Origin of the sequence: Halorubrum tropicale, from assembly GCF_001280455.1 — an archaeon.
Lineage (GTDB): Archaea > Halobacteriota > Halobacteria > Halobacteriales > Haloferacaceae > Halorubrum > Halorubrum tropicale.
In genome coordinates this window covers 277,536-298,068 of record NZ_LIST01000004.1, presented here as the reverse complement: position 1 = coordinate 298,068, position 20,533 = coordinate 277,536, and the positions used below count along the sequence as shown (strand labels likewise).

General features: G+C 71.3%; 26 protein-coding genes and 1 tRNA gene. 13 read left to right on the top strand and 14 right to left on the bottom strand.

Annotated elements, in window-relative coordinates; translation table 11 throughout:
• Window positions 1-48: 48 nt before the first annotated feature.
• The 5 genes from AMR74_RS11775 to AMR74_RS11755 all read left to right on the top strand — a co-directional run bounded on the left by AMR74_RS11775 (window position 49) and on the right by AMR74_RS11755 (window position 3,733).
• Window positions 49-1,119 carry a glucose 1-dehydrogenase gene (locus AMR74_RS11775; protein WP_053772252.1) on the top strand — a complete coding sequence of 357 codons (1,071 nt, stop codon included), beginning with the start codon at window positions 49-51 and terminating at the stop codon, window positions 1,117-1,119.
• Window positions 1,106-1,738, top strand: a complete 633-nt coding sequence (gene gfcR / locus AMR74_RS11770) for a transcriptional regulator GfcR (protein WP_053772251.1) — start codon at window positions 1,106-1,108, stop codon at window positions 1,736-1,738. Before AMR74_RS11775 ends, gfcR begins: the two co-directional genes overlap by 14 nt.
• Before the next feature lie 73 nt (window positions 1,739-1,811).
• A complete protein-coding gene (locus tag AMR74_RS11765) occupies window positions 1,812-2,156 on the top strand; it encodes a glutaredoxin family protein (protein WP_053772250.1) in 345 nt (114 codons plus the stop codon).
• Between the two features lie 198 nt (window positions 2,157-2,354).
• Entirely contained in the window at window positions 2,355-2,924 is a 570-nt protein-coding gene (locus AMR74_RS11760) for a DUF7110 family protein (RefSeq protein ID WP_053772249.1), read from the top strand.
• 95 nt (window positions 2,925-3,019) lie between these two features.
• Window positions 3,020-3,733 carry a diphthine--ammonia ligase gene (locus tag AMR74_RS11755; RefSeq protein WP_053772248.1) on the top strand — a complete coding sequence of 238 codons (714 nt, stop codon included), beginning with the start codon at window positions 3,020-3,022 and terminating at the stop codon, window positions 3,731-3,733.
• A gap of 19 nt (window positions 3,734-3,752) precedes the next feature.
• On the opposite strand, the gene AMR74_RS11750 is transcribed toward AMR74_RS11755, so the two are convergent.
• The gene (locus AMR74_RS11750; protein WP_053772247.1) at window positions 3,753-5,006 is read right to left on the bottom strand and encodes a Glu/Leu/Phe/Val family dehydrogenase; all 1,254 of its coding nucleotides are present in this window, start codon (window positions 5,004-5,006) and stop codon (window positions 3,753-3,755) included.
• Window positions 5,007-5,076: 70 nt separating this feature from the next.
• Window positions 5,077-5,952: an HpcH/HpaI aldolase/citrate lyase family protein gene (locus AMR74_RS11745; RefSeq protein ID WP_053772246.1), complete on the bottom strand. Its 876-nt coding sequence runs from the start codon at window positions 5,950-5,952 to the stop codon at window positions 5,077-5,079.
• An 87-nt stretch (window positions 5,953-6,039) separates the two neighbouring features.
• On the opposite strand from AMR74_RS11745, the gene AMR74_RS11740 reads away from it, so the two are divergent.
• Window positions 6,040-6,525 carry a MaoC family dehydratase gene (locus AMR74_RS11740; RefSeq protein ID WP_053772245.1) on the top strand — a complete coding sequence of 162 codons (486 nt, stop codon included), beginning with the start codon at window positions 6,040-6,042 and terminating at the stop codon, window positions 6,523-6,525.
• 15 nt (window positions 6,526-6,540) lie between these two features.
• Here AMR74_RS11740 and cyaB read toward each other — a convergent pair whose 3' ends face one another.
• Window positions 6,541-7,107: a class IV adenylate cyclase gene (gene cyaB / locus AMR74_RS11735; RefSeq protein ID WP_053772244.1), complete on the bottom strand. Its 567-nt coding sequence runs from the start codon at window positions 7,105-7,107 to the stop codon at window positions 6,541-6,543.
• Window positions 7,108-7,282: 175 nt separating this feature from the next.
• Between cyaB and AMR74_RS11730 the strand changes: the two genes are divergently transcribed.
• Window positions 7,283-8,218, top strand: a complete 936-nt coding sequence (locus AMR74_RS11730) for an FKBP-type peptidyl-prolyl cis-trans isomerase (protein WP_053772243.1) — start codon at window positions 7,283-7,285, stop codon at window positions 8,216-8,218.
• A 139-nt stretch (window positions 8,219-8,357) separates the two neighbouring features.
• Complete coding sequence (locus AMR74_RS11725) at window positions 8,358-8,618, top strand: hypothetical protein (protein WP_053772242.1); 261 nt, start codon at window positions 8,358-8,360, stop codon at window positions 8,616-8,618.
• A 24-nt stretch (window positions 8,619-8,642) separates the two neighbouring features.
• On the opposite strand, the gene AMR74_RS11720 is transcribed toward AMR74_RS11725, so the two are convergent.
• The 4 genes from AMR74_RS11720 to AMR74_RS11705 all read right to left on the bottom strand — a co-directional run bounded on the left by AMR74_RS11720 (window position 8,643) and on the right by AMR74_RS11705 (window position 11,269).
• Entirely contained in the window at window positions 8,643-9,263 is a 621-nt protein-coding gene (locus AMR74_RS11720) for an RAD55 family ATPase (protein ID WP_053772241.1), read from the bottom strand.
• Between the two features lie 104 nt (window positions 9,264-9,367).
• The gene (locus tag AMR74_RS11715) at window positions 9,368-10,066 is read right to left on the bottom strand and encodes a nucleotide-binding protein (RefSeq protein WP_053772240.1); all 699 of its coding nucleotides are present in this window, start codon (window positions 10,064-10,066) and stop codon (window positions 9,368-9,370) included.
• A 99-nt stretch (window positions 10,067-10,165) separates the two neighbouring features.
• Complete coding sequence (locus AMR74_RS11710) at window positions 10,166-10,540, bottom strand: YlbF family regulator (protein ID WP_053772239.1); 375 nt, start codon at window positions 10,538-10,540, stop codon at window positions 10,166-10,168.
• Between the two features lie 69 nt (window positions 10,541-10,609).
• Window positions 10,610-11,269 carry an alpha/beta hydrolase gene (locus AMR74_RS11705; RefSeq protein WP_053772238.1) on the bottom strand — a complete coding sequence of 220 codons (660 nt, stop codon included), beginning with the start codon at window positions 11,267-11,269 and terminating at the stop codon, window positions 10,610-10,612.
• Window positions 11,270-11,374: 105 nt separating this feature from the next.
• On the opposite strand from AMR74_RS11705, the gene AMR74_RS11700 reads away from it, so the two are divergent.
• Both AMR74_RS11700 and dph2 read left to right on the top strand, forming a co-directional pair.
• Window positions 11,375-12,076: a hypothetical protein gene (locus AMR74_RS11700; protein WP_053772237.1), complete on the top strand. Its 702-nt coding sequence runs from the start codon at window positions 11,375-11,377 to the stop codon at window positions 12,074-12,076.
• 93 nt (window positions 12,077-12,169) lie between these two features.
• Window positions 12,170-13,213 carry a diphthamide biosynthesis enzyme Dph2 gene (dph2, locus tag AMR74_RS11695; protein ID WP_053772236.1) on the top strand — a complete coding sequence of 348 codons (1,044 nt, stop codon included), beginning with the start codon at window positions 12,170-12,172 and terminating at the stop codon, window positions 13,211-13,213.
• 41 nt (window positions 13,214-13,254) lie between these two features.
• Here the strand turns inward: dph2 and AMR74_RS11690 are convergent, their stop codons facing one another.
• The 3 genes from AMR74_RS11690 to AMR74_RS11680 form a co-directional block, all read right to left on the bottom strand.
• Complete coding sequence (locus tag AMR74_RS11690; RefSeq protein ID WP_053772235.1) at window positions 13,255-13,470, bottom strand: hypothetical protein; 216 nt, start codon at window positions 13,468-13,470, stop codon at window positions 13,255-13,257.
• A complete protein-coding gene (locus AMR74_RS11685) occupies window positions 13,467-13,667 on the bottom strand; it encodes a hypothetical protein (protein WP_053772234.1) in 201 nt (66 codons plus the stop codon). Before AMR74_RS11685 ends, AMR74_RS11690 begins: the two co-directional genes overlap by 4 nt.
• A gap of 264 nt (window positions 13,668-13,931) precedes the next feature.
• Window positions 13,932-14,381 (bottom strand): TIGR00725 family protein, encoded by a 450-nt coding sequence (locus AMR74_RS11680; protein ID WP_053772233.1) that lies wholly within the window; start codon window positions 14,379-14,381, stop codon window positions 13,932-13,934.
• Between the two features lie 138 nt (window positions 14,382-14,519).
• On the opposite strand from AMR74_RS11680, the gene AMR74_RS11675 reads away from it, so the two are divergent.
• From AMR74_RS11675 to AMR74_RS19140, 3 genes are all read left to right on the top strand, one after another.
• Window positions 14,520-15,176, top strand: a complete 657-nt coding sequence (locus AMR74_RS11675; RefSeq protein WP_053772232.1) for an HAD family hydrolase — start codon at window positions 14,520-14,522, stop codon at window positions 15,174-15,176.
• Window positions 15,177-15,285: 109 nt separating this feature from the next.
• A complete protein-coding gene (locus tag AMR74_RS11670) occupies window positions 15,286-17,652 on the top strand; it encodes an ATP-dependent DNA helicase (RefSeq protein WP_053772231.1) in 2,367 nt (788 codons plus the stop codon).
• An 87-nt stretch (window positions 17,653-17,739) separates the two neighbouring features.
• On the top strand, window positions 17,740-17,892 hold the full coding sequence (locus tag AMR74_RS19140; RefSeq protein WP_167551912.1) for a hypothetical protein: 153 nt from the start codon (window positions 17,740-17,742) through the stop codon (window positions 17,890-17,892).
• A 10-nt stretch (window positions 17,893-17,902) separates the two neighbouring features.
• Here AMR74_RS19140 and AMR74_RS11665 read toward each other — a convergent pair whose 3' ends face one another.
• The 4 genes from AMR74_RS11665 to AMR74_RS11650 all read right to left on the bottom strand — a co-directional run bounded on the left by AMR74_RS11665 (window position 17,903) and on the right by AMR74_RS11650 (window position 20,498).
• Window positions 17,903-19,078 carry a M24 family metallopeptidase gene (locus AMR74_RS11665; protein WP_053772230.1) on the bottom strand — a complete coding sequence of 392 codons (1,176 nt, stop codon included), beginning with the start codon at window positions 19,076-19,078 and terminating at the stop codon, window positions 17,903-17,905.
• Between the two features lie 92 nt (window positions 19,079-19,170).
• A complete protein-coding gene (locus tag AMR74_RS11660) occupies window positions 19,171-19,782 on the bottom strand; it encodes a translation initiation factor IF-2 subunit beta (RefSeq protein WP_053772229.1) in 612 nt (203 codons plus the stop codon).
• Window positions 19,783-20,006: 224 nt separating this feature from the next.
• Window positions 20,007-20,081, bottom strand: a tRNA-Met gene (locus AMR74_RS11655).
• Between the two features lie 180 nt (window positions 20,082-20,261).
• Complete coding sequence (locus tag AMR74_RS11650) at window positions 20,262-20,498, bottom strand: hypothetical protein (protein WP_053772228.1); 237 nt, start codon at window positions 20,496-20,498, stop codon at window positions 20,262-20,264.
• Between the last annotated feature and the right edge of the window lie 35 nt (window positions 20,499-20,533).

Here is a 20,533-nt window from a genome sequence, read left to right as displayed (position 1 = left end):
ACTCGCAACAAAAGAAATCTTTTGGTGGCTGACCGCCTTGGTCGTGACATGAACGCGATAGCCGTCTACGAGGGAGCCGACGAACCGGTCGTGACAGAGAAGCCGCGACCGGAGCCCGCGCCGGGTGAGGCGCTCGTCCGGACCCTGCGGGTCGGCGTCGACGGGACGGACCACGAGGTCATCGCCGGCGGGCACGGCGGGGCGCCCGCGGGCGAGGACCACCTCGTGCTGGGCCACGAGGCCGTCGGCGTGGTCGAGGACCCCAACGACACCCCGTTCGAGGTCGGAGATGTCGTCGTTCCGACGGTCCGCCGGCCGCCGAACGGCGCCAACGAGTACTTCGCGCGCGGCGAGCCGGACATGGCGCCGGAGGGTGAGTACCACGAGCGCGGCATCGTCGGCGCGCACGGGTTCATGGCCGAGTACTTCACCAGCCCCGCGGAGTTCTTAGTCGAGATCCCGCCCGCGCTCGCCGAGTGGGGGTTCCTCGTCGAGCCGGTCTCGATCGCGGAGAAGGCGATCGACCACGCGTACGCCAGCCGGTCGGCGTTCCGCTGGGAGCCCGAGTCCGCGCTCGTCCTCGGCAACGGGTCGCTCGGCCTCCTGACCGTCGCGACCCTCGACGAGGAGTTCGAGCGGATCTACTGCCTCGGGCGGCGCGAGCGCCCGGACCCGACGATCGATATCATCGAGTCGCTGGGGGCGACGTATGTGAACTCCAACGAGACGCCGATCCCCGAGGTGCCCGGCGCGTACGAGCCCATGGACCTCGTCTTCGAGGCGACGGGGTACGCCCCGCACGCGTTCGAGACCATCGAGGCGCTCGCGCCAAACGGCGTCGGCGCGCTGCTCGGCGTCCCTGGCGACTGGGAGTTCGAGATCGACGGCGGGCGGCTCCACCGCGAGTTCGTCCTCCACAACAAGGCGCTGGTCGGCAGCGTCAACTCCGGATACGGTCACTTCGAGTCCGCCGTCGAGTCGCTCTCGGACCTCTCGGACGAGTTCTTGGGCGATCTCGTGACCGGCGTCCACGGGCTCGACGACTTCGAGGCCGCGTTCGCGGATGACGACACGACTATTAAAACGGCGGTCGAATTCGCCGCGTATGAAGAACGTTGACGACCTGATAGACAGCGCGGCCGAGCTCGCGGAGCGGGGGCTCTCGAAGGGCGAGATCGCTGACGAGCTGAACGTCTCCCGCGAGACGGCGAGCTGGCTCGTCGAGCGCGGCGGCGGCGCCGAGAGCGCGGAAGCGGCCGACGCGACCGCCTCCGCCGACATCCACGTCGACTGGTCGGCGCTCGGGCGCGACTCGACCCGCCTCGGCTACGCGGCGAGCGCGATGGCGGACCTCCTCGTCAAGCAGGGCGAGGCGGTCGACCTGACGGTCGGCATCGAGAAGGCGGGCGCGCCGCTCGCCACCGCGGTCGCGGACCGGCTCGACACCGACCTCGGCACGTACGCCCCCGCGAAACACCAGTGGGAGGAGGGGGACATCGACGAGCACGGCGGCGGCTTCTCGCGGAACTTCGCCGCGATCCGGAACCGCGACTGCTACGTCGTCGACGACATCATCACCTCGGGGACGACGATGCGGGAGTCGATCGACGCGATCCGCGAGCAGGGCGGCGAGCCCGTCGCGTGCGTCGTCTTGGTCGACAAGATGGGGTACGACGAGATAGACGGCGTCCCCGTGTACTCGCTCGTCGACGTGGTCCGCGTCGACCGCGACGAGTAGGCGCGCCGCCCGCGGCCCGCGCGCGGACGCCCCGTGCGGAACCCATTTGCCTCGCCGACGCGTACGAGATGTCATGACCTTCAGCCCCGGAACGGACGCCGACCCGGAAGCGATCGAGGAGCGCGTCGAGGCGACCATCGCCGACAACGACGTTGTGCTTTTCATGAAGGGGAACCGCCTGATGCCGCAGTGCGGCTACTCGCAGCGCGCCGTCGAACTGATCTCCCAGCACGTCGAGGAGTTCGAGACCGTCGACGTGCTGCCCGCGCTGCCGCAGTACCGCGAGGCGCTCGAGTCCCACAGCGGCTGGGAGACGATCCCGCAGACGTTCGTCGACGGCGAGTTCGTCGGCGGGAGCGACGTGCTCGCCGAGCTGGACGAGCGCGGCGAGCTCGCCGCGGAGCTGGGCGCCGAGTGAGCCGGGTTCCGCGTAACATTCGACTCGGTCCCGCGGCGATACCGGTGGGCCCGTCGCGGTGACCCCGTCCGATCGCCGCGCCGATCCGCACATCTCGAAGGGCAGTCCATATAAACCTACGGTGCCTACATAGGGCAGGTGCAGCCGTTGCCGCTGCCGCCGTGACCACCGGTTCGACCCCACTGCATCCCACAAACAATGACAGGCCGCGTGTTCCGACTTCATTCGACGCTCGAACTGCCCCTCGAAGACGTAGAGACGTACTTCGACGAAGACCCCGATCTGCCGGAGGAGATCGACGACATCGACATCACGCGTCGAAACAACACACTCATCATCAAGGCCCTGTCCGACGACGAGTCGATCAGCAAGTACACCCCCACGGCGCAGCTGAAGGCGTCGGTCACGGAGACCCGCGTCTGGGAGGAGGAGCCGCCCCGCGCCGGCGGCCCGCAGTGGATGGACGACGAGGAAGAGGAGATCCCCTCCGAGCTCGTCGAGTTCGCCTGCTTCAAGGGCGACCGCGAGACCGTCCTCCAGAACTCCGCGCTCCAGTACCCGATGTTCCTCGTGCTCCGCAAGATCGCGACCCTCTCAGAGAAGGGAACGCTGACCGCGATCACCGAAGAGGACGGCGACCTGGAGGCGACGCGGATCGTCGAGGGCGAGCCGCGCCCCGCCAGCATTGAGGTCGTCGAGAGCCCGCAGGGCACCGGCGAGGGGGACGGCGGCGTCAACTGGCGCGACAACGAGTTCATCTCGGACTGACGGCGCGTCAGACCCGCGAGACGCGGCCTCGCGGCGGCGCGTCCCAGCGCGGACCGACCGCCGACCCTTTATCGGCGCGACTCCCTCCCGGAGTCATGAGCAACTGGGTGAGCCTCTTCTCCGGCGGGAAGGACTCCTCGTGGGCGCTGTACCGCGCGCTGGAGGAGGGACTCGACGTCTCGCGGCTGCTGACCGTCCACCCCGCCGGCGACTCGTACATGTACCACACGCCGGCGACGGAGCTCGCGGCGCTCGCGGCCGAGAGCGTCGGGATCGACCTCGTCGAGGTGTCACCCGACGACTTCGGCGCGGACGACGTTGATGACGCGGGCGCGCAAGGCGACGCCGAGCTGGAGCCGATGGAGGCGGCGCTCCGCGAGCTCGCGGCCGACGACGACATCGACCTCGCGGGCGTCACCGCGGGCGCGGTCGAGAGCGAGTTCCAGACGAACCGGATTCAGGCGATGTGCGACCGGCTCGGGATCGACCTGTTCGCGCCGCTGTGGCAGCGGGACCCGGTCGAGCTCGCGGAGGCGATGTTCGACGCCGGCTTCGAGATCCGGATCGTTCAGGTGGCGGCGTACGGGCTCGACGAGTCGTGGCTCGGGCGGCGCTTCGACGCGGACGCGCTCGACGACCTGCTCGCGCTCCGCGAGGAGTACGGGGTCCACCCGCTGGGCGAGGGCGGCGAGTTCGAGACGTACGTCGTCGACGGCCCGCACATGGACCGGCGCATCGCCCTCACCTACGACGCGGTGTGGGAGGGCGACCGGGGGCACGTCGAGATCCGGGACGCGTCGCTGGAGTGAGGGCGGGGGGCGGCGACCGCTACGGCCAGTTACCGGCCTGGTCGTACGCGTCCACGATCCGTCCGATGCCGACGACGTACGCCGCGGTGCGGAGGGTGTCGACCTCGTTCGACTCGTAGGTGTCGACCAACGTGTCGAAGGCATCCGTGATCACTCGTTCGAGCTCGTCGTTGACGCGCTCCTCGGTCCAGCTGAACCGCTGTCGGTTCTGGACCCACTCGAAGTAAGAGACGGTGACGCCGCCCGCGTTCGCGAGGATGTCGGGGACGACGTGGACGTCGCGCCCGGCGAGCACGTCGTCGGCCCCGGGCGTGAGCGGCCCGTTCGCCGCCTCGACGATCAAGTCGGCGGCGACGTCCGTCGCGAGGTCCTCGTCGACCGCGTTCTCCAGCGCGGCCGGGACGAGGCAGTCGACGTCGAGCGTGAGCAGCTCGTCGTTCGTGAGCGCGTCGGTACCCGGGTAGCCGGTGACCGACCCGGTCTCCGACTTGTGCGCCTTCACGTCGCGGGGGTCGAACCCGTCGGGATCCGAGACCGCGCCCGAGGAGTCGGAGACCGCGACCACGCTCGCGCCGAGGTCGTCGATCAGCGCGGCGGCGACGGAGCCGGCGTTGCCGTACCCCTGAACGGCGACGGTCGCGCCGTCGAGGTCCCGACCGAGCCAGTCGAACGCCTCGCGGACCGACAGCGCGACGGAGCGGCCGGTCGCCTCGACGCGGCCCTCGCTGCCGCCGGAGTCGAGCGCCTTCCCGGTGATGACGCCGGGCGCGGTGGTGTTCTCTAAGGTCTCGTAGGTGTCTTTGATCCAGTTCATCTCCCGCTGGCCGGTGTTGACGTCCGGCGCCGGGATGTCGCGGTCCTCGCCGATCAGGGGACGCAGCTCGGTCGCGAACGCCCGGGTGATGCGCTCTAACTCCCCTTCGGAGTAGTCGGCCGGATCGATGGCGATCCCGCCCTTCCCGCCGCCGTAGGGCACGTCGACGACCGCGCACTTGTACGCCATCCAGCCGGACAGCGCCTTCACCTCGTCGCGGGTGACGCCCGGGTGATAGCGGATGCCGCCCTTGTACGGGCCGCGGTCGCCGTTGAACTGCGAGCGGTAGGCGCGCACCGTCTCCAGCGAGCCGTCGTCGCGCTCGAACGTGAGGTTCGTCTCCAGCACTCGCTCCGGATTCTTCAGGCGCTCGATGACGCCCGGGGCGGCGTCGACGACCGCCGCGGCGTCGTCCACCTGCTCTCGCAGACTCTCGAACGGGTTCGCCTCAGAAGACATACCTGTACGTGCTGATGGACGGGGGTTAATTGTGACGGACGGCCCGGAAAATCCCCGCAGCGGGCGGACGCTACCGGTCGGCGTCGGGCGCGCGGTCCAGGATCCGCTCCGCCTGCGCGATGAGCGGCGCGTCGATCATCTCGCCGTCGACCTGGAAGACGGCCCTCCCCTCCCGCTCCGCCTCGTCGCGCGCGTCGAGGACCCGTTCGGCCCACTCCACGTCCTCGGGGTCCGGGGAGAACGCCTCGGTGATCGGGCCCACCTGCGCGGGATGGATGGCGAGCTTCCCGTCGTAGCCGAGTCGCCGCGCGAACGCCGCGTCCTCGCGGAGCCCCGCCTCGTCGGAGAAGTCCGTGAACACCGTGTCGAGCGCGTCGACGCCCGCCGCGCTCGCGGCGAGGACGACGTGTTCCCGGGCGTACAACACCTCGGTCCCCTCGTCGGTCCGGGTCGCGCCCACGTCTGCGGCGAGGTCCTCGGCGCCGAAGACGAGCGTGTCGGTCGCGTTCGCGGCCGCGACCGACTGCGCCGAGAGCACGCCGCCGGCGGTCTCGACGAGCGCGAACACGGCGGGGTCGCGCCCGCGCTCGGCGCACAGCGCGGCGACGCGTTCGACCCGGTCGGCGGCCTCGACCTTCGGGAGCATCACCGCGTCGAGGCGGACGCCGTCCGGTCCGCTCTCCCTCGACTCGCCCTCGCCGGTCCCCAGCACCCCGTCGAGGTCGGCCGCGGGCGACTCGGCGGTCAGCCGGACGCAGACCTCGGCGTCCGGGTCGAACGCGGGGTCCGCGAGCACGTCGCGGACCGCCGCCCTCGCCTCGTCCTTCCGACCGGGAGCGACGGCGTCTTCGAGGTCGAAGCAGATCACGTCGGCGCCGGCCCCGGGCGCCTTCCGCATGAGGTCGGGGCTGTCGCCGGGCGAGAACAGCAGGCTTCGGCGTGGCATGTGCGGAGGTCCGTGGGCGCACGGCTAAAAGCCGCCGGCCGAGCCGAGAGCGGTACCGATTTCACGGCGCCGGCCGAGCGGGCGGCCATGCCCGGACTGTACTACGAGGAGTTCGCGGTCGGCGAGACGATAGACCACGCGAAGCGGCGGACCATCAGCGAGGCGGACAACCAGCGCTTTTGCGACATGACGATGAACCAGCAGCCGCTCCACCTCGACGCCGACTTCGCCGCCGAGACGCAGTTCGGCGAGCGCCTGGTGAACGGCCTGTACACCATGTCGCTCGCGGTCGGCCTCTCCATCCCGGAGACGACCGACGGGACCATCGTCGCGAACCTGTCGTACGACGAGGTGGAACACCCGAACCCCGTCTTCCACGGCGACACGATCCGCGCGCGGTCGACGGTCACCGACAAGCGGGAGACGAGCGACGGCGAGCGCGGCGTCGTCACGATGCGCGTGGAGGCGTTCAAGATCGTCGACGGGGACGACGACGTCCTCGTCTGCGAGTTCGAGCGGACCGTCCTCTCGGAGAAGCGGCCGGCGGACGACGGGAGAAACGGGGACGACTGACGCGGTCCTTCGGCCTCAGTCGTCCGCCGCGGCCAACAGCAGCCCGAGGTACGAGGTCCGGACCTGCTCGGCCGCGTCGAGGCCGAGCCGGTCGAGCGCCGCGACCGCCGCCTCGCGCGCCGCGTCGACCTCGGCCTCCGTCTCTACTGCCCGCTCGATCTCGACGTACTCGTCGAGGCCCGTCACGGCGTCGAGCGTCACGGTGAAGCCGTCGTACGACCAGAACTCGCGCCGCTTCTCGACGGTCGCCGCCGGCTCGAACCCGACCCCCGAGAGGACCGCGTCGAGGGCCTCGCCGTCGTCGACGCCGGTCTCGTGTTCGGCGCGCGTCTTCGAGGCGTCGTCGAGGAGCGGCCCCTTGTAGGTGACCGTCGCCGTCTCCTCGTCGGTCGCCGCGCCGTCCGAGAGCGGGACCTCGCGGCGGATCCGGAGCGCCTCGTCGGTCTCGGCGAACTCGCGGTGCGGCGCGTCGTAGTAGGTGTCCCGCTGCCGGCGGGCGTCGACGCGCTCGGCGCCGGCCTCCCGGAGGCGCTCCCGCGTCGCGTCCAGGTCGGCCGGGACCTTGATCTCGACCTCGTACATGCCCGAGGGTGCGGCCGGGGCGTTCATAAGCGGCGCGGGACTCCGCGGCGGTCCGGGACGGCACCGCCGGCCGTTGGGGGGGCGCGTCGTCCGCCGAACCGCCGCTGTCTCCCGTTCGCCGGCGGGCTTCGGGCCGAACCGTGCTTCTTAAGGGTGTAACAGGTGACCTTCAGGTATGAGCGATCAGGAGCAAGCGGACGCGGCCGAGGAGGCCGAGGAGACCGAGACCGAGACTGACGCCGACGGACTCGAAGACGGCGACTTCGTCCGCGTCGCGTACACGATCCGCACGGCCGACGACGACCGCGTCATCGACACGACCGACAAGGAGACGGCCGAGGACGCCGAGATCGACGTCGACGAGTACGAGTTCGAGCCCCGCATCATCGCGCTCGGCGCCGGCCACGTGTTCCCCTCCGTCGAGGAGGCGTTCATCGGCGGCACCGTCGGCGACGAAGGCACGGTCGACGTCCCCGCCGAGGACGCCTTCGGCGAGTACGACCCCGACGAGGTCGAGACGGTCAAGGCCGACAAGATCCCGGAGGACAGCCGCTACCCCGGCGCGCAGGTCCAGATCGACAACCAGCAGGGCCACCTCGAGACGATCATCGGCGGGCGCGCCCGCGTCGACTTCAACCACCCGCTGGCCGGCGAGGACCTCGAGTACGAGTACGAGATCCTCGAAGTTATCGACGACCGCGAGGAGCAGGCGTCCGGCATGCTCGGCATGTACCTCCAGGAGGCGCCCGAGGTCCGCATCGAGACGGAGACCGAGGAGGAAGAGACCGTCACCGAGGACGACGACGGCGAGGAGACCGTCGAGACCGAGGAGGTCGAGAAGGACGTCCTCTACGTCACGGCGACGCAGGCGATGCAGATGAACCAGCAGTGGATGTTCCAGAAACAGCAGATCGCGCAGGACCTCATGGACCGCCTCGACCTCGACCGCGTGGTCATCGAGGAGGTCATCGAGGGCGGCGGCATGGGCGGTCTCGGCGGCATGATGGGCGGCATGGGCGGCGCCGGCGCCGGCGACGTCGACATCGAGGAGGCGCTCGAGGACGTCGACGTCGACGCCGACGAGATCGTCGACGAGATCGACGAGGAGTAACGCGCTTCTGCCGGCCTCGGTTCGGCCGTTTTTTCTCTCGCCGAGCCGCGGCCCCGGCGCGCACGAGTCGGACGACCCGGCGGAGAGCGGGCGTCCGGCGAACGGATCCCTTTTGGCCGCCGCCGCGTCCACACCGAGTATGGAGATCGAACGGGCGCGCGAGGACGCGGTCGTCGCCGGGGTCGCGGGCGCGGCGACGGTCGCGGTCGCGCTGCTGTCGAGTTTCACCGGCGTCGTCTCCGTGGCGACGCTGCCGACGCTGGCGCCGCTCGCCGTCTACGCGCTGTACCTCTTCTCGCGGAAGGGCGGGCCGTACGGCGCGTTCGACACCGCGCGGAACTGGGCGGTCGCGGCGGCCCTCGCGGGCGTCCTCGTGGTCCTCGCGTCCGCGGCGCCGTAATCCGCGTCGGGGCGACCGACCGCGTCAGGCGATGTCGCGGCTCGTGTCGACCGCGACCGTGTCCGTGAGCTTCAGCTTCAGCGGCTCTTCGAGGGCCGCCCCGCCCCGGAACTTGGGGACGACGAGGCGGTTCGCGATCTCGGTGCCGGCGACGGTCGTGCGCAGGTCGAACACCACGTCCGCGACCTGCTCCGTGACCCGCCGCGTCCGCGGGTCCTCGCCGCCGCGGAGCGCGTGGAGCAGCGCGACACCGCCGGCGTCGTCGACCCGGGACCGCAGGTCGCCGAGGAACTCGGCGTACGCCGCCGGCGCCGCGCCGTCCTCCAGCGGCTCCACGGAGTCGACGATCAGCGTGCCGGCCTCGGGGAGGTCGCCGGTCAGCGCCGCGGCCTCGTCGAGGTCGCCGGCCTCCGTCGGGGCCTCGACGGTCGTCTCCTCGTCGCCGTCGCCACTCAGCGACGCCTCCACCGCGTCGGCGGAGCGGACGGTGGTCAGGTAGCGGCACCGGCGGACCCTGGCGAACCGGTCCAGGATGAGCTCGGACTGGCTGTCCGGGTTCGCCTTCAACACGACGACGCTACCGCTCGGGAGCCCCCCGCCGAACTGTCGGTCCAGCACCGAGATCCCAGTCGGAAGCGTCTCCATACGATCGCTGCCGCCCGTGGAGGCTTGGGTCTGTCGATGGCGGCCCTCTCGGCCGGTCGCGACCCCGTCGTCCGCCGTTCCGGCGTCGCCGGTGGGCGCGATCCTCACGCGACCTGCCATCCGCTCGCCGCCGCGGTCTCGCAGAGCCGCGAGGCGAGGTCGTCGTACGCGCTCCGGACGGCCGGGTCGGACAGCGGGGCGCCGCCGCCGTCCGGGACCGTCCCGAGGACGGGACAGCCGAGCAGGCTCGCCACTCGGTCGGGCACGCTCGCCTCCCCGATCACGACCGCGCCGACCGCCGGGCAGCCGAGCCGCCGGGCGATCGCCGCCGTCTTCGCGGCGTCGCGGAGCGCGGCGCGCCTGAGCGGCGTCGCGATCAGCGCGCGGTCCGCCGCCCGCAGGGGCGCGGCCACGTCCGGCGACGCGCCCGCCGGGCTGTCGAGCAGCACCGGCGCCCCGTCGGGCGTCGCCCCCGCGAGGGCGTCAAAGGTCGCGCCGGCGTCGACCGACCGCGGCGCGCCCGGCGCCGCGAGGACCGTCGGAGACGAGCGGTCCGGACGGAGCGGAGCCGCGTCGCGGACCGCGTCGAGAACGGTCCGTGCCCCCGTCCCGTCGACGTGGCCGCCGGCGTCGGCCGCCGGCGACTCCGTGCCGGTCTCCGCGGCCAACCGCGCGAGGTTCGGCAGGTCCCAGTCGGCGTCGGCCGCGACCACCGGCGCGCCGCGCCGCGAGAGCGCGCGGGCGAGCCCGAGGGTAGTTGTCGTCTTTCCGCTTCCGCCCTTCCCGCCGGCGACGGCTATCACGGCGATTGTGGGTCGGGATCCGGGATAAGGAGTCGGTCGGCGACGCGCCGCGGTGCGGTGAGTTCTCCGCCGCAGTCGCCGACGGGATCGATCCGCGTGTCAGTCCTGACAGCAGCCGCCGGCCTCGCCGCCGAAGTCGACCGCGAGCGGTTCCGAGATGGCCTCGTTGACCGCTTCCAGCGTGTCCTCCAGGTCGTCCTGCGCGTCGAGGTACTCGCTCATCACCGGCATCGAGTGGAGCTCGTCTTGCGCCTCCTGGACGCGCTGGAGCTCGGCGTTCGTCGCCTGCCCGGTCTGCCGGGCCTGCATGAACTCCGCGCGGAGCTGCTCGAACTCGTCGATTCGCTGCTGGACCTCCTCGTCGCGCTGGACCGCGGCTCTCGCCTCTTCGAAGCGCTCGTACTCCGGAGTTTCGGCGATCCGCTCGCCGAGCTCTCGGCCGAGGTCCTCGATGGAGACCTGTTCGACGCTCATACCGGAACGTCGTGGGCGAGCGGTTTGAACCTGCCGGAGCCGGGGCTCCGAGTCGGTTTCCCGCGTGCCCTACGCCGTCTGCGACCCGACGAACTCGACGACCGCTTCGAGCTCCTGCGGGCCGATGCCGTGCCCGCCCGGGAAGCTCCCGTGAGCGACGTCGGCGCCGACGGCTTCGAGCCGGTCGACCGCCGCCTGCGTCCGCGACTCGGGGATCACGCGGTCGCCGGCGCCCGCGCCGACGAAGACCGGCTTGCCGTCGATCCCCGCCGGATCGAGGTCGGCGTGCGACTCCGCGAGGTAGCCGTGGAGCGCGACGACCCAGGCGTAGCGGTCGGGCGCTTCGAGGAGGAGCGAGAGGCTCGTGATCGCGCCTTGGCTGAACCCGACCAGGCCGATCCGGTCGGCGTCGAGCCCGTACGCGTCCACGGCGCCCTCGACGCTCTCGACGATCAGATCGAGGCTCCGGCGGAAGTCCTCTGCGTCCGGCTGGCTCGACTCCAGGCCGCCCGCCGAGAGGTCGAGCTCGTACCACGTGTACCCGCCCTGGAGCGGGTCGGGCGCGCGGAGGCTGACGACGTGGCGGTCGCCCGGCAGCTCGGCGGCGACGGGGAGCAAGTCTTCCTCGTCGGCGCCGCGGCCGTGGAGGACGAAGACGGCGGGCGCGGGCTCGCCGTCGGCCTCGCCGTCCGGCGCGACGTGAACGTGTTCGAGCGGAACGTCGGTCATCGGTGCGCGGTTGGCGAGGGCGGCGGTTAGGTCCGTCGGCCGCGGCAGCGCGGCCCCCTCGGGCGCCACAGGATACTTGCCGGCTCCCGGAGTAGCTCCGGTCGCATGCGTCCCCGCGCCCTCCCACTGCTGGTCGCACTGCTCCTGTGCGCGACCGCGGCGGTCGCCGTCCCGGCCGTCGACGCCCGCGCCCCGCCGACGCCGGTGTGCGGCGTCTGCGACCTCGACCGGACCGCGCCGAGCGGCGAGCGCGTGGTCGCCGGCGAGAGCGAACTGACCGTCACGATTCACGCGAACGGCTCGACCACCTGGCGGGCGCGCGCCGACCTCGCGGCCGGCGCGGACGCGCTCGCGGCGAACGACAGCCTCCGTCGCGCGGTCGCGGCCGAGGCGGCCCGTGACGGCGTCGCGGAGCCGAGGGACCTCAGCGCCCGGCTCGACGGCGAGACGCTCGTCGTCGACTACCGCGACCCGAACGCGACGGAGCGACACCTCGGCGTCACGGTCTTCACCCCCTTGACGCCCGCCTCGCCCTCGACTCCGTTCGTCGTGGGCGGCGAGGGCGCGCGGTACCTCGCCGCCGACCGCCTCACCGTCCGCGGCGAGCCCGGGTGGACGGTCCGCGGCGACGCGCCCGAGCGCGAGTCCGACACCGAGTTAGTCTGGTCCCCTCGGGACGCCGCACGCGACGACGCCGGGCGGGCGCCGTTCGATGTCGACCGGGATCCGGTCGCGGTCGAGGCGGGCGCGGTCCTCCCCGGCCCGAGGGCGTGGATCGCCCGACTGCTCGCCGGCGACGGCCTCTGAACTCCCGGCGGGGCAGCGACGGTCGCGACCGCCCGGAACGACGCTCGGGGTCGAACGCGCCGTTTAACCGTCCTGCCGCACAATTCGCTCGACATGAGCGGCTCCACGGAGGGCGACCTGACGAAGACGGGGATGGCCCTCAAACACGACCGCGAGTGGGACTACGAACTCGACCGGATCCTCGAGGCCATCGAGGAACGCGACGCCTCGAAGGTCGGGCTACAGTTCCCCGAGGGACTGAAGCGCCGCGGCCCGAAGGTCGCCGACGACCTCCGCGAGGTCGCGCCCGACGACGTGACGTTCATGCTCTCCGGGCAGCCCTGCTACGGCGCCTGCGACCTCGACACGTACCTGATGCGGCGGACGGACGTGTTCGTCCACTTCGGCCACACGCCGATGAAGGAGTCCGACAGCATCGTTTACGTCCCCCTCTTCTCGAACGTCGACCCGTTCCCGATCATGGAGGACGCGCTGGCCGAGGAGCTGGCGCCGCCGGAGGAGGACGCCGACGTGGGGCTCGTCACGACGGCCCAGCACATGAACCGCTTCGAGGAGATGACCGACTGGTTAGAGGAGCGCGGCTACGAGGTCCACACCCGCCGGGGCGACGACCGCCTCACCAAGGAGGGGCAGGTGCTCGGCTGTAACTACGCCTCCGCGGACATCGACGCCGAGCAGGTGCTGTACGTCGGCGGCGGGAAGTTCCACCCGGTCGGGCTCGCGATGGAGCACCCGGACAAGCGCGTGATCATCGCCGACCCCGTCAACAACGCGGTGTCGATCGCCGAGCACGACCAGTTCCTCAAGCAGCGATACGCCGCGGTCCACAAGGCGATGGACGCCGAGAAGTGGGGCGTCATCTTCTGTACGAAGATCGGCCAGGGCCGCTGGGAGAAGGCCCAAGAGATCGTCGACAACAACGAGAACGCCTACCTGATCACCATGGACGAGGTGACGCCGGACCGCCTGCGCAACTTCGACATGGACGCGTTCGTCAACACCGGCTGTCCGCGGATCACGACGGACGACGGCCCGCGCTTCCACAAGCCGATGCTGACGCCCGGCGAGTACGAGGCCGCCATCGGCGAGAAGCCGCTCGACTCGATCGAGTTCGACACGTTCCACGACACCTGGTAGGCCGGCTCGCAAGCGTCTTTCGGCCTTTTTGGCAGCCCGGACTACGCCTCGTCCGGCGGGTTCACGAAGAGCCCGTCGACCACGAGGGCGCCGGCCGCGAGCGAGCCGCCGGCGACGGGGACCGTGTACCCGCGGGCGACGAGCGACGCGGCCGCGTACGCGGCGCAGAACGCGAGCGGGATGGCGAGCAGGAGGAGGTCGGCGCGCTCGATTTCGTCGAGAGCGCTCGACCCGGCCGACCGGTGCCGCCCGCTCATTCCATGTACCCCAGCTCGCGGAGCTTTTGCGCGATCTGTTTCGCCTCCGCCTCGGAGACGCCCTCGTCGGACTCCATCTCCTGGACGACGACGTGTTTCACGAACTCCTTGACCGAGCCGAACGGCTCGTCCTCGATGTACGCCTCCACGTCCGCGACGAACTCCTTCCGCAGCGAGATCGTGGTGTAGTCGCTCATTGCCGGATCCGTTTCGCCGCGGCCTGATAAATCTTAATTACATCTAATTACGAGAGTACGTGCCCGGAGTCGACTCCGCAGCCACGTTCGGTGACGGCTGAGACGGGTCCGACGTCGCCGAGCGCCGGTGCGCTCGTCGAGGCGTGGCGAACTGCGAGCGGTTCGGTCGGAGCCACCGGCGGTGCCGGAGCTGTACACCGCGGTTCCGCCCCGGACGTCTCTGATAACACACCCGACCGGCGGTCAGGCGTCGACCCTACCCCGTCAGTCCGTCCGCGCGGCCCGCTCGACGTACTCGACCGCCGCCGCGGGCGAGTCGACGGCTTCGACCCCGTCGACCGCGTGCGTGTCGAGCCCGGCCACGGGGCGCCCCTGCGCGAGCGCGAGCCCGATCTCGGAGAGCGTGCCGCCCGCGCCGTCGACCGCGACCGCGGCGTCGCCGTTCATTACGACGAGCGCGTTGCGAGCGTGGCCCATCCCCGTCGCGATCGGGGTCGTGACGTGCCGGTTCGCGTCCGCGCGGTCGTCCGTCGGGAGGATCCCGATCGTCTCGCCGCCGGCCGCGCGGGCCCCGCGGCAGACCGCCTCCATGACGCCGCCCAGCCCGCCGCAGACGACGACGTGGCCGCGCTCCGCGAGCCGTTCGCCGAGGGCCTCCGCGACCGCCGCGGTCTCCGGACCGACCGAGCTCCCGCCGATGACGCTGACGCGCATGCGGGGACCCACGCCCCGCGATCGGGTAAAACCGACCGGAGGACCCGTTCGATCGGCGCAGAGCGACCGCCTCGCGTCGATTCTCGCCGGTGAGACCGCCACTGAAACCCTTATCCCGCCTCACCGTGAATGGGTGCTATGACGTACGATACCGTCGTGTTCGACAACGACGGTGTCCTCGTGGGCCGCACGCGCTTCGACGTGCTCCGGGACGCGACCCGGGACGCGTTCGAAGAGTGCGGCGTCGAGGAGCCCGATCCGGACGACGTAGAGCAGATGACCATCGGTGCGACCCCCGGTAGCGTCGGCACCGTCTGTCAGACGTACGACCTCGATCCGGGGTCGTTCTGGCGGACGCGCGACGACGTGGTGTCGCGGGCGCAACAGCAGGAGGCCCGAGAAGGGCGCAAGACCCCGTACGACGACCTCGACGAGCTCCAGGACCTCGACGTCCAGATGGGGATCGTCTCGTCGAACCAGCAGGCGACCGTCGACTTCCTCGTCGACCACTTCGACGGTTTCGACCGCATGGGCGCCGCGTACGGCCGCGAGCCGACGATCCACTCGCTCCAACTCCGCAAGCCGAATCCCCACTACATCGACCAGGCGCTCGGCGACCTCGACGCCGACAACGCCCTGTTCGTCGGCGACAACGAGTCGGACGTGCGCGCCGCCGAGAACGCCGGCATCGACTCGGCGTTCATCCGCCGTCCCCACCGCCGCGACTGGGAGCTGAACGTCTGGCCGACCTGGGAGATAGAGCGGCTCTCCGACCTCCACGACATCGTAGAGTGAGGCCGCCCCGCCCCCGCGCCACCCTCACCCTCGACAGCGACGCGTCGCGGACCGCGCGCGCCGTGCCGCCGATGAAGCGTTTAACTCGGATGGCGCGTAACTCGCCCTCGTGACCGATTCGCCCCCGTGGGCCGACCTCTTCGGCCACTCCGAACCGTACCCCGAACAGGCAGACGGCATCGACGCCGCCGTCGAGGCCGCCGCCGACGGCGGCTTCCTCGCCCTCGAGGGCGCCTGCGGGACGGGGAAGACGATGCTCGCGCTCACCGCGGGCCTCGACCGCGTCCGCGACCCGGACTCCGACTTCGAGCGCGTCTTCGTCCTCACCAGCGTCAAACAGCAGCTGCGCCAGTTCGAGACGGACCTGCGGACGATAAACGACGACCTCCTCGACGGGTACGACCCGGTCTCCGGGCTCACCCTCGTCGGCAAGGCGGACGTCTGCCCGTACGCGAGAGAGAACCGCGGCGGGATCGACCGGGAGAACGTCTACGAGCGCTGCGAGGGGCTCCGCGAGCGAACCCGCAACCTCGTCGGCGACGGCGGCGCGACGACGACCTCGAACCTCGTGAGCGAGGCGCGCAGCCAGCAGGTCGGGCTCGTGGACTCGGGGGCCGACGCCGGCTCGCTCGCCGACGGGACCGCCGCCGACTACCTCTCCGTCGACGGCGAGCCCACTCCGTACCGCCCGGACACCGAGGAGTACGACGACGTCGAGTTCTGTCCGTTCTACGCCGGCTTCCTCGAGGACCTCCCCGACGACGGCGACCCCGCCGAGGCGGTCCCGTTCGACGTCACCGAGCTCGGCCACGTCGACGCCGACGAGCTGGTCCGGCTCGCCGCGGGCCACGGCTCCTGTCCGCACTCGGTGATGGGCGCGCTCGTCCCGGAGGTCGAGGTCGTGATAGGCAACTACTACCACGCGTTCGACCCCGTGACCACCGGGACGTTCACCGGCGCGCTCCTCGACGACTCCACCTTCGTCGTCTGCGACGAGGCCCACATGCTCGAACCGCGCGTCCGCGACCTCGTCAGCGACGCCGTCGCGGACGCGAGCCTCCGCGACGCCGAGAACGAGCTCACCCGCGTCGTCCAGCCGCTCTCGTTCGAGTCGGCGGGCGCGGAGTCCGAGGACGCGGCGCTCGTCCGAGGGGAACTGGCGGACGCGGACGTGACCGTCGAGGAGATCGAGGCCGTCCGCGAGTTCTACGCCGACCTCCGCGGCGAACTCGACCGCCGCGTGACCGCGCACCTCGACCGCGAGCGCCCGGACTGGCGGGCGTCGATACGCGACCTCGACGACGAGGCGATCCCGCTCCGCGACCCCGAGGAGCCGGGCGAAGACGAGATCACGGCGTGGGCGGACCGCGAGGGGTACGGCGAGCAGGTCTGGGCGCGCGCCGAGCAGGTGGGGGCTGTCGTCAAGCGCGTCCTCGACTCGCTGGAGGAGGAGGACAAGCAGCGCGCGGCCCCGGGCGTCGGCCGCACCCTCAACGCCTGGTACCGCGAGGGCCACACCGACTTCTTCCGGGCTATCGAGCTCGAACGGACGTTCGACGAGACGGAGCCGCCCGACTCGTGGCGCCGGGCGTACAACGCGCGGCTCGCGCTCCACAACTGCCTGCCGAGCGAGCCGATCGGCGACCGCCTCGCGGAGTTCGGCGGCGGCGTCCTCATGAGCGCGACGCTGGAGCCGATGGACCTCTTCCGGGAGGTGACCGGGCTCGACCATCTCGCGGAGCGCGGTCGCCCGGTCGTCGAGCGGACGTACGGCCTCTCGTTCCCCGCGGAGAACCGCGCGAGCCTCGCGGTCGACGCGCCGAAGTTCACCCACCAGAACCGCGGCGCGCCGGGCGAGGAGAACCCGACGCGGCTCGCCCACCTCGACGCGACGGCCGCGGTCGCGCGCCGCGACGGGAACGTCCTCGTGGGCACCCCGAGCTACGCCGAGGCGACGTGGATGGCCGAGTCGCTCTCGGCGCGGCTCGACAAGCCGGTCCTGCTCGACGAGTCCTCCGGCGACCGCGAGACGGAGTCGCTGAAGGACGACTTCTTCGCCGGCGAGGGGAAGGTGCTGGTGACGAGCCTCCGCGGCACGCTCACCGAGGGCGTCGACTACCGCGGCGACCGCCTCGCGGCCGCCGTCGTCTGCGGCGTCCCGATCATCAACACGGCGCGGCCGCAGACGCGAGCGGTCATCACCGCCTACGACCGCCGGTTCGAGTCCGGGTTCGAGACGGCGCTCACGGTCCCCGCCGTCCGGAAGGCCCGGCAAGCTGTCGGTCGCGTCATCCGCGGGCCCGACGAGCGGGGCGTCCGCGTCCTGCTCGACGCGCGCTACGCCCGCGACTCGTGGAACGGCGTCAGGGAGTTCCTCCCGGAACACGAGCGCGAGGAGTATCAGCCCGTCAGCCCGGACATGCTGGAGGTCGCCCTCGACCGGTTCGAGTCGCGTTCTTCGGCGACGCCCGAGTGACGCGGGCGCCCCTCGCCGCGTGGTAGGGACTTGCTATCGGGGTGGTACGCTGCTCGTAACTATGCTCCGGGGGAGAGTGTAGATGGTATGTACTCCCCGTTCGAAGCCGAGCGCTACCACGTCGTCTGCCGCGAGTGTCCCCTCGAACGCCTCTGTGACGCCTCGACGGACGCGGAGGCGCTCGGTCGGGACCACGTCGCCGACACCGGCCACCGGGTCGCCGTCGAGCGGATCGCCTGAGCGCCCGCGCTCAGACGACGTTCGAGTCGATGTCGCGCGGGTAGTTGGTGAGCCGCTCCGTTCCCGACTCGGTGATCGCGACCGTGTCCGAGTGCCGGTAGCCGTACTCGTCCGTGTAGAGCCCGGGCTCGATGGTGTAGACGTGTCCGGGCGCCATCACCGCGTCGTCGCCGTCGTACCGCTCGCCCCAGCCGCGGTCGATGTACGGCGGCTCGTGGGCGCCGAGGCCGATGTTGTGGCCGACGTGGTGCTGCGCGAGGTCGGTCACGCCCTGCTCCTCGAAGTACTCCCGGACGACCCGGTCGACCTCGGCGACCGGCACGCCCGGGCCCAGCGCGTCGATGGCGAGCGTCTGCGCCTCCAACATCAGCTCGAAGTAGTGCTCCTGCTCGTCGTCGTAGTCGCCGACGAACATCGTCCGCTCCAGCTCGGAGCGGTAGCCGTCGACGTTCGCCGTCGCGCCGGTGACGAGCACGTCCCCCTCGGCGAGCCGCTCGTTCGGCGTGTGGCCGTGCGGGAGCGCGGTCTCCTCGCCGGAGATGTAGCCGGCGTGGACCGGGCCGTCGCCGCGGACGCGGACGGCGTAGTTGTCCCCGAGCGCGTCGAGCATGGCGCGCGAGGCGTCGGTCGACGCCCGCTGCGAGACGGTCGCCGGGTGCGCGCCCGGCTCGGAGTAGTCGGCGAGGTAGCGGTGGCCGAGGTTCGCCCACTTCGCGGACTCGCGGATCAGGTCGACCTCGGCGTCGGACTTCGCCCAGCGCATCCGGTCGACCCACGACTGCGTCTCGACGTCGAGCGACTCGGAGAAGGCGGGGCCCTCGTACCCCATCACGCCCGGCGGCCCGTCCGCGTCCGCGGCGACGGCGTCCGCGCCCAGCCCGTCCAGCATCTCGACGGCGACCGAGACCGGTTCGCCGCCGGGGTAATCGAAGTAGTGATGGACGGCGTCGATCCGCGGGTTGGGCTCGACGCGCTCGACCTCCAGCCGCGGCACGGTGATCTCGACGCGGTCGTCGGTGACCGCGAGGACCACCGGCCGCTCCGTCTGGATGTGGTGGAAGCCGGTGAGGTACTCGATCGCCGTCGCGCCCACCCACGTCGCGGCGTCGGCGTCGGTCGCCGCGAGGCGGTCTCGGACCGCGGCGAGCCGGTCGTCGAAGGCCGACTCGGGGAGTTTCGTGGCCATGCCTCAAGATGTGCGAACGGGCCGATAAACGGTCGGGTAGCGGAACGGCGGCCCCGCGGGGACGCCCCCGGTGCGGCGGCCGAGCCGGCGGTTCAGTCCTCGCGGCGGGCGAACGCGAGGTTGCCGGAGACGTTCTTAATGTAGGCGGTCACGGTCTCGCCCTCCTGCGCGCCGGGGACGAAGATGGTGTACTCCCCGCGCTCGGCGACGCCGTCGCCCTTGCGGCCGGTGCCGACGATCTCGAGCTCGTACGTGTTGCCCGACTCGACGGCGTCCTCCTGCCGCTGGGTGTTGGAGGTGTTCTGCTTCGCCACCGGCCGGAAGGCCCCGCAGGCCTCACAGCGGAGCATCGGCGTCCGGTTCTCGGTCTCCAGTCGCGTGTCCGGGAGGCCGCACTCCGAGCAGGTGACGAACGACTCGATGTACGAGTCGATCGCGGCCTGGAAGTCGCGCTCGCGGAAGTTCCCGCTGTAGCGGGCGCGGCCGTCCTCGTACTGTCCGGCGGTGCCCAGCTCCTGCTGGATCTTCGAGTGGACGTGCTCGGGCTCGCGGCTCAGCGCGTCGGCGATCGCGGAGAGGTTCGTCAGGCGGGTGAACGCCCCGTCCTTCTGCCATTCCGGGTCCGGAACCGACAGCCGCTCGTCGGAGCCGCCCAGATCCGGTACCTCATCCATCGCGCGGTCGAGGCTCGATTCGTAATCCATACGCGTGAAAACGACAGCGCGACGGAAATCGCTTCCGGGTTCGGTGGCCGCGACTCCGAAGGGCGGAGCCAGCAGTAGGAAGGTGGCAGTCGGCCAGAAGTAGCGGGAGGTAGATTTGAACCACGGCCACTCCGTTCCCTGGTTCAAGCCTTCTCCGAGGCTATCTCGTCGACGACGGCGCTCGCGCCTCGCTACGCTCGGCGTTCACGGTCGTCGACAGAAAATAGCGGGAGGTAGATTTGAACTACCGATCTCCGGGTTATGAGCCCGGCGGAATCTCCTGGCTATCCCATCCCGCTACTGTAGCAAAATCGCGTGCGACTGTTAAGGGTTCTGATCCCGCCGCCGGTGTGCGATTCGTCCACGCGTCCACGGCGGTCGCGCGCCCTCGCGCCGGCCGCCGTGATCGATGCCCATCCCCGCTCCTGTCCCGCCCCTGTCCCACGCTTGCCCTGCTTGTTTCACTCATCTCCCGCCCGTCACGCCTCGGTCTCCTCCGCGTCGCCCTCCCGCGCCGCGACGGCCTTCGTGCGGATCCGGAGCGCGAGGACCGCGACGAGCGCCAGGCCGACGGTCACCCCGACGTCGGCGGGGTCGCCCGAGAGCGCCCGCTGCGCGGTGAGCCCCGCCATCAGCGCGAACGCGAACGCCAGCAGCCCGGCGATCGGAATCACGTACCCTTCGCCGAGCGGCGATCCGCCGGTCTCGTCGGTCATCTCCACACGCTGCGCGGCCGACCGTGAAAAGCCTC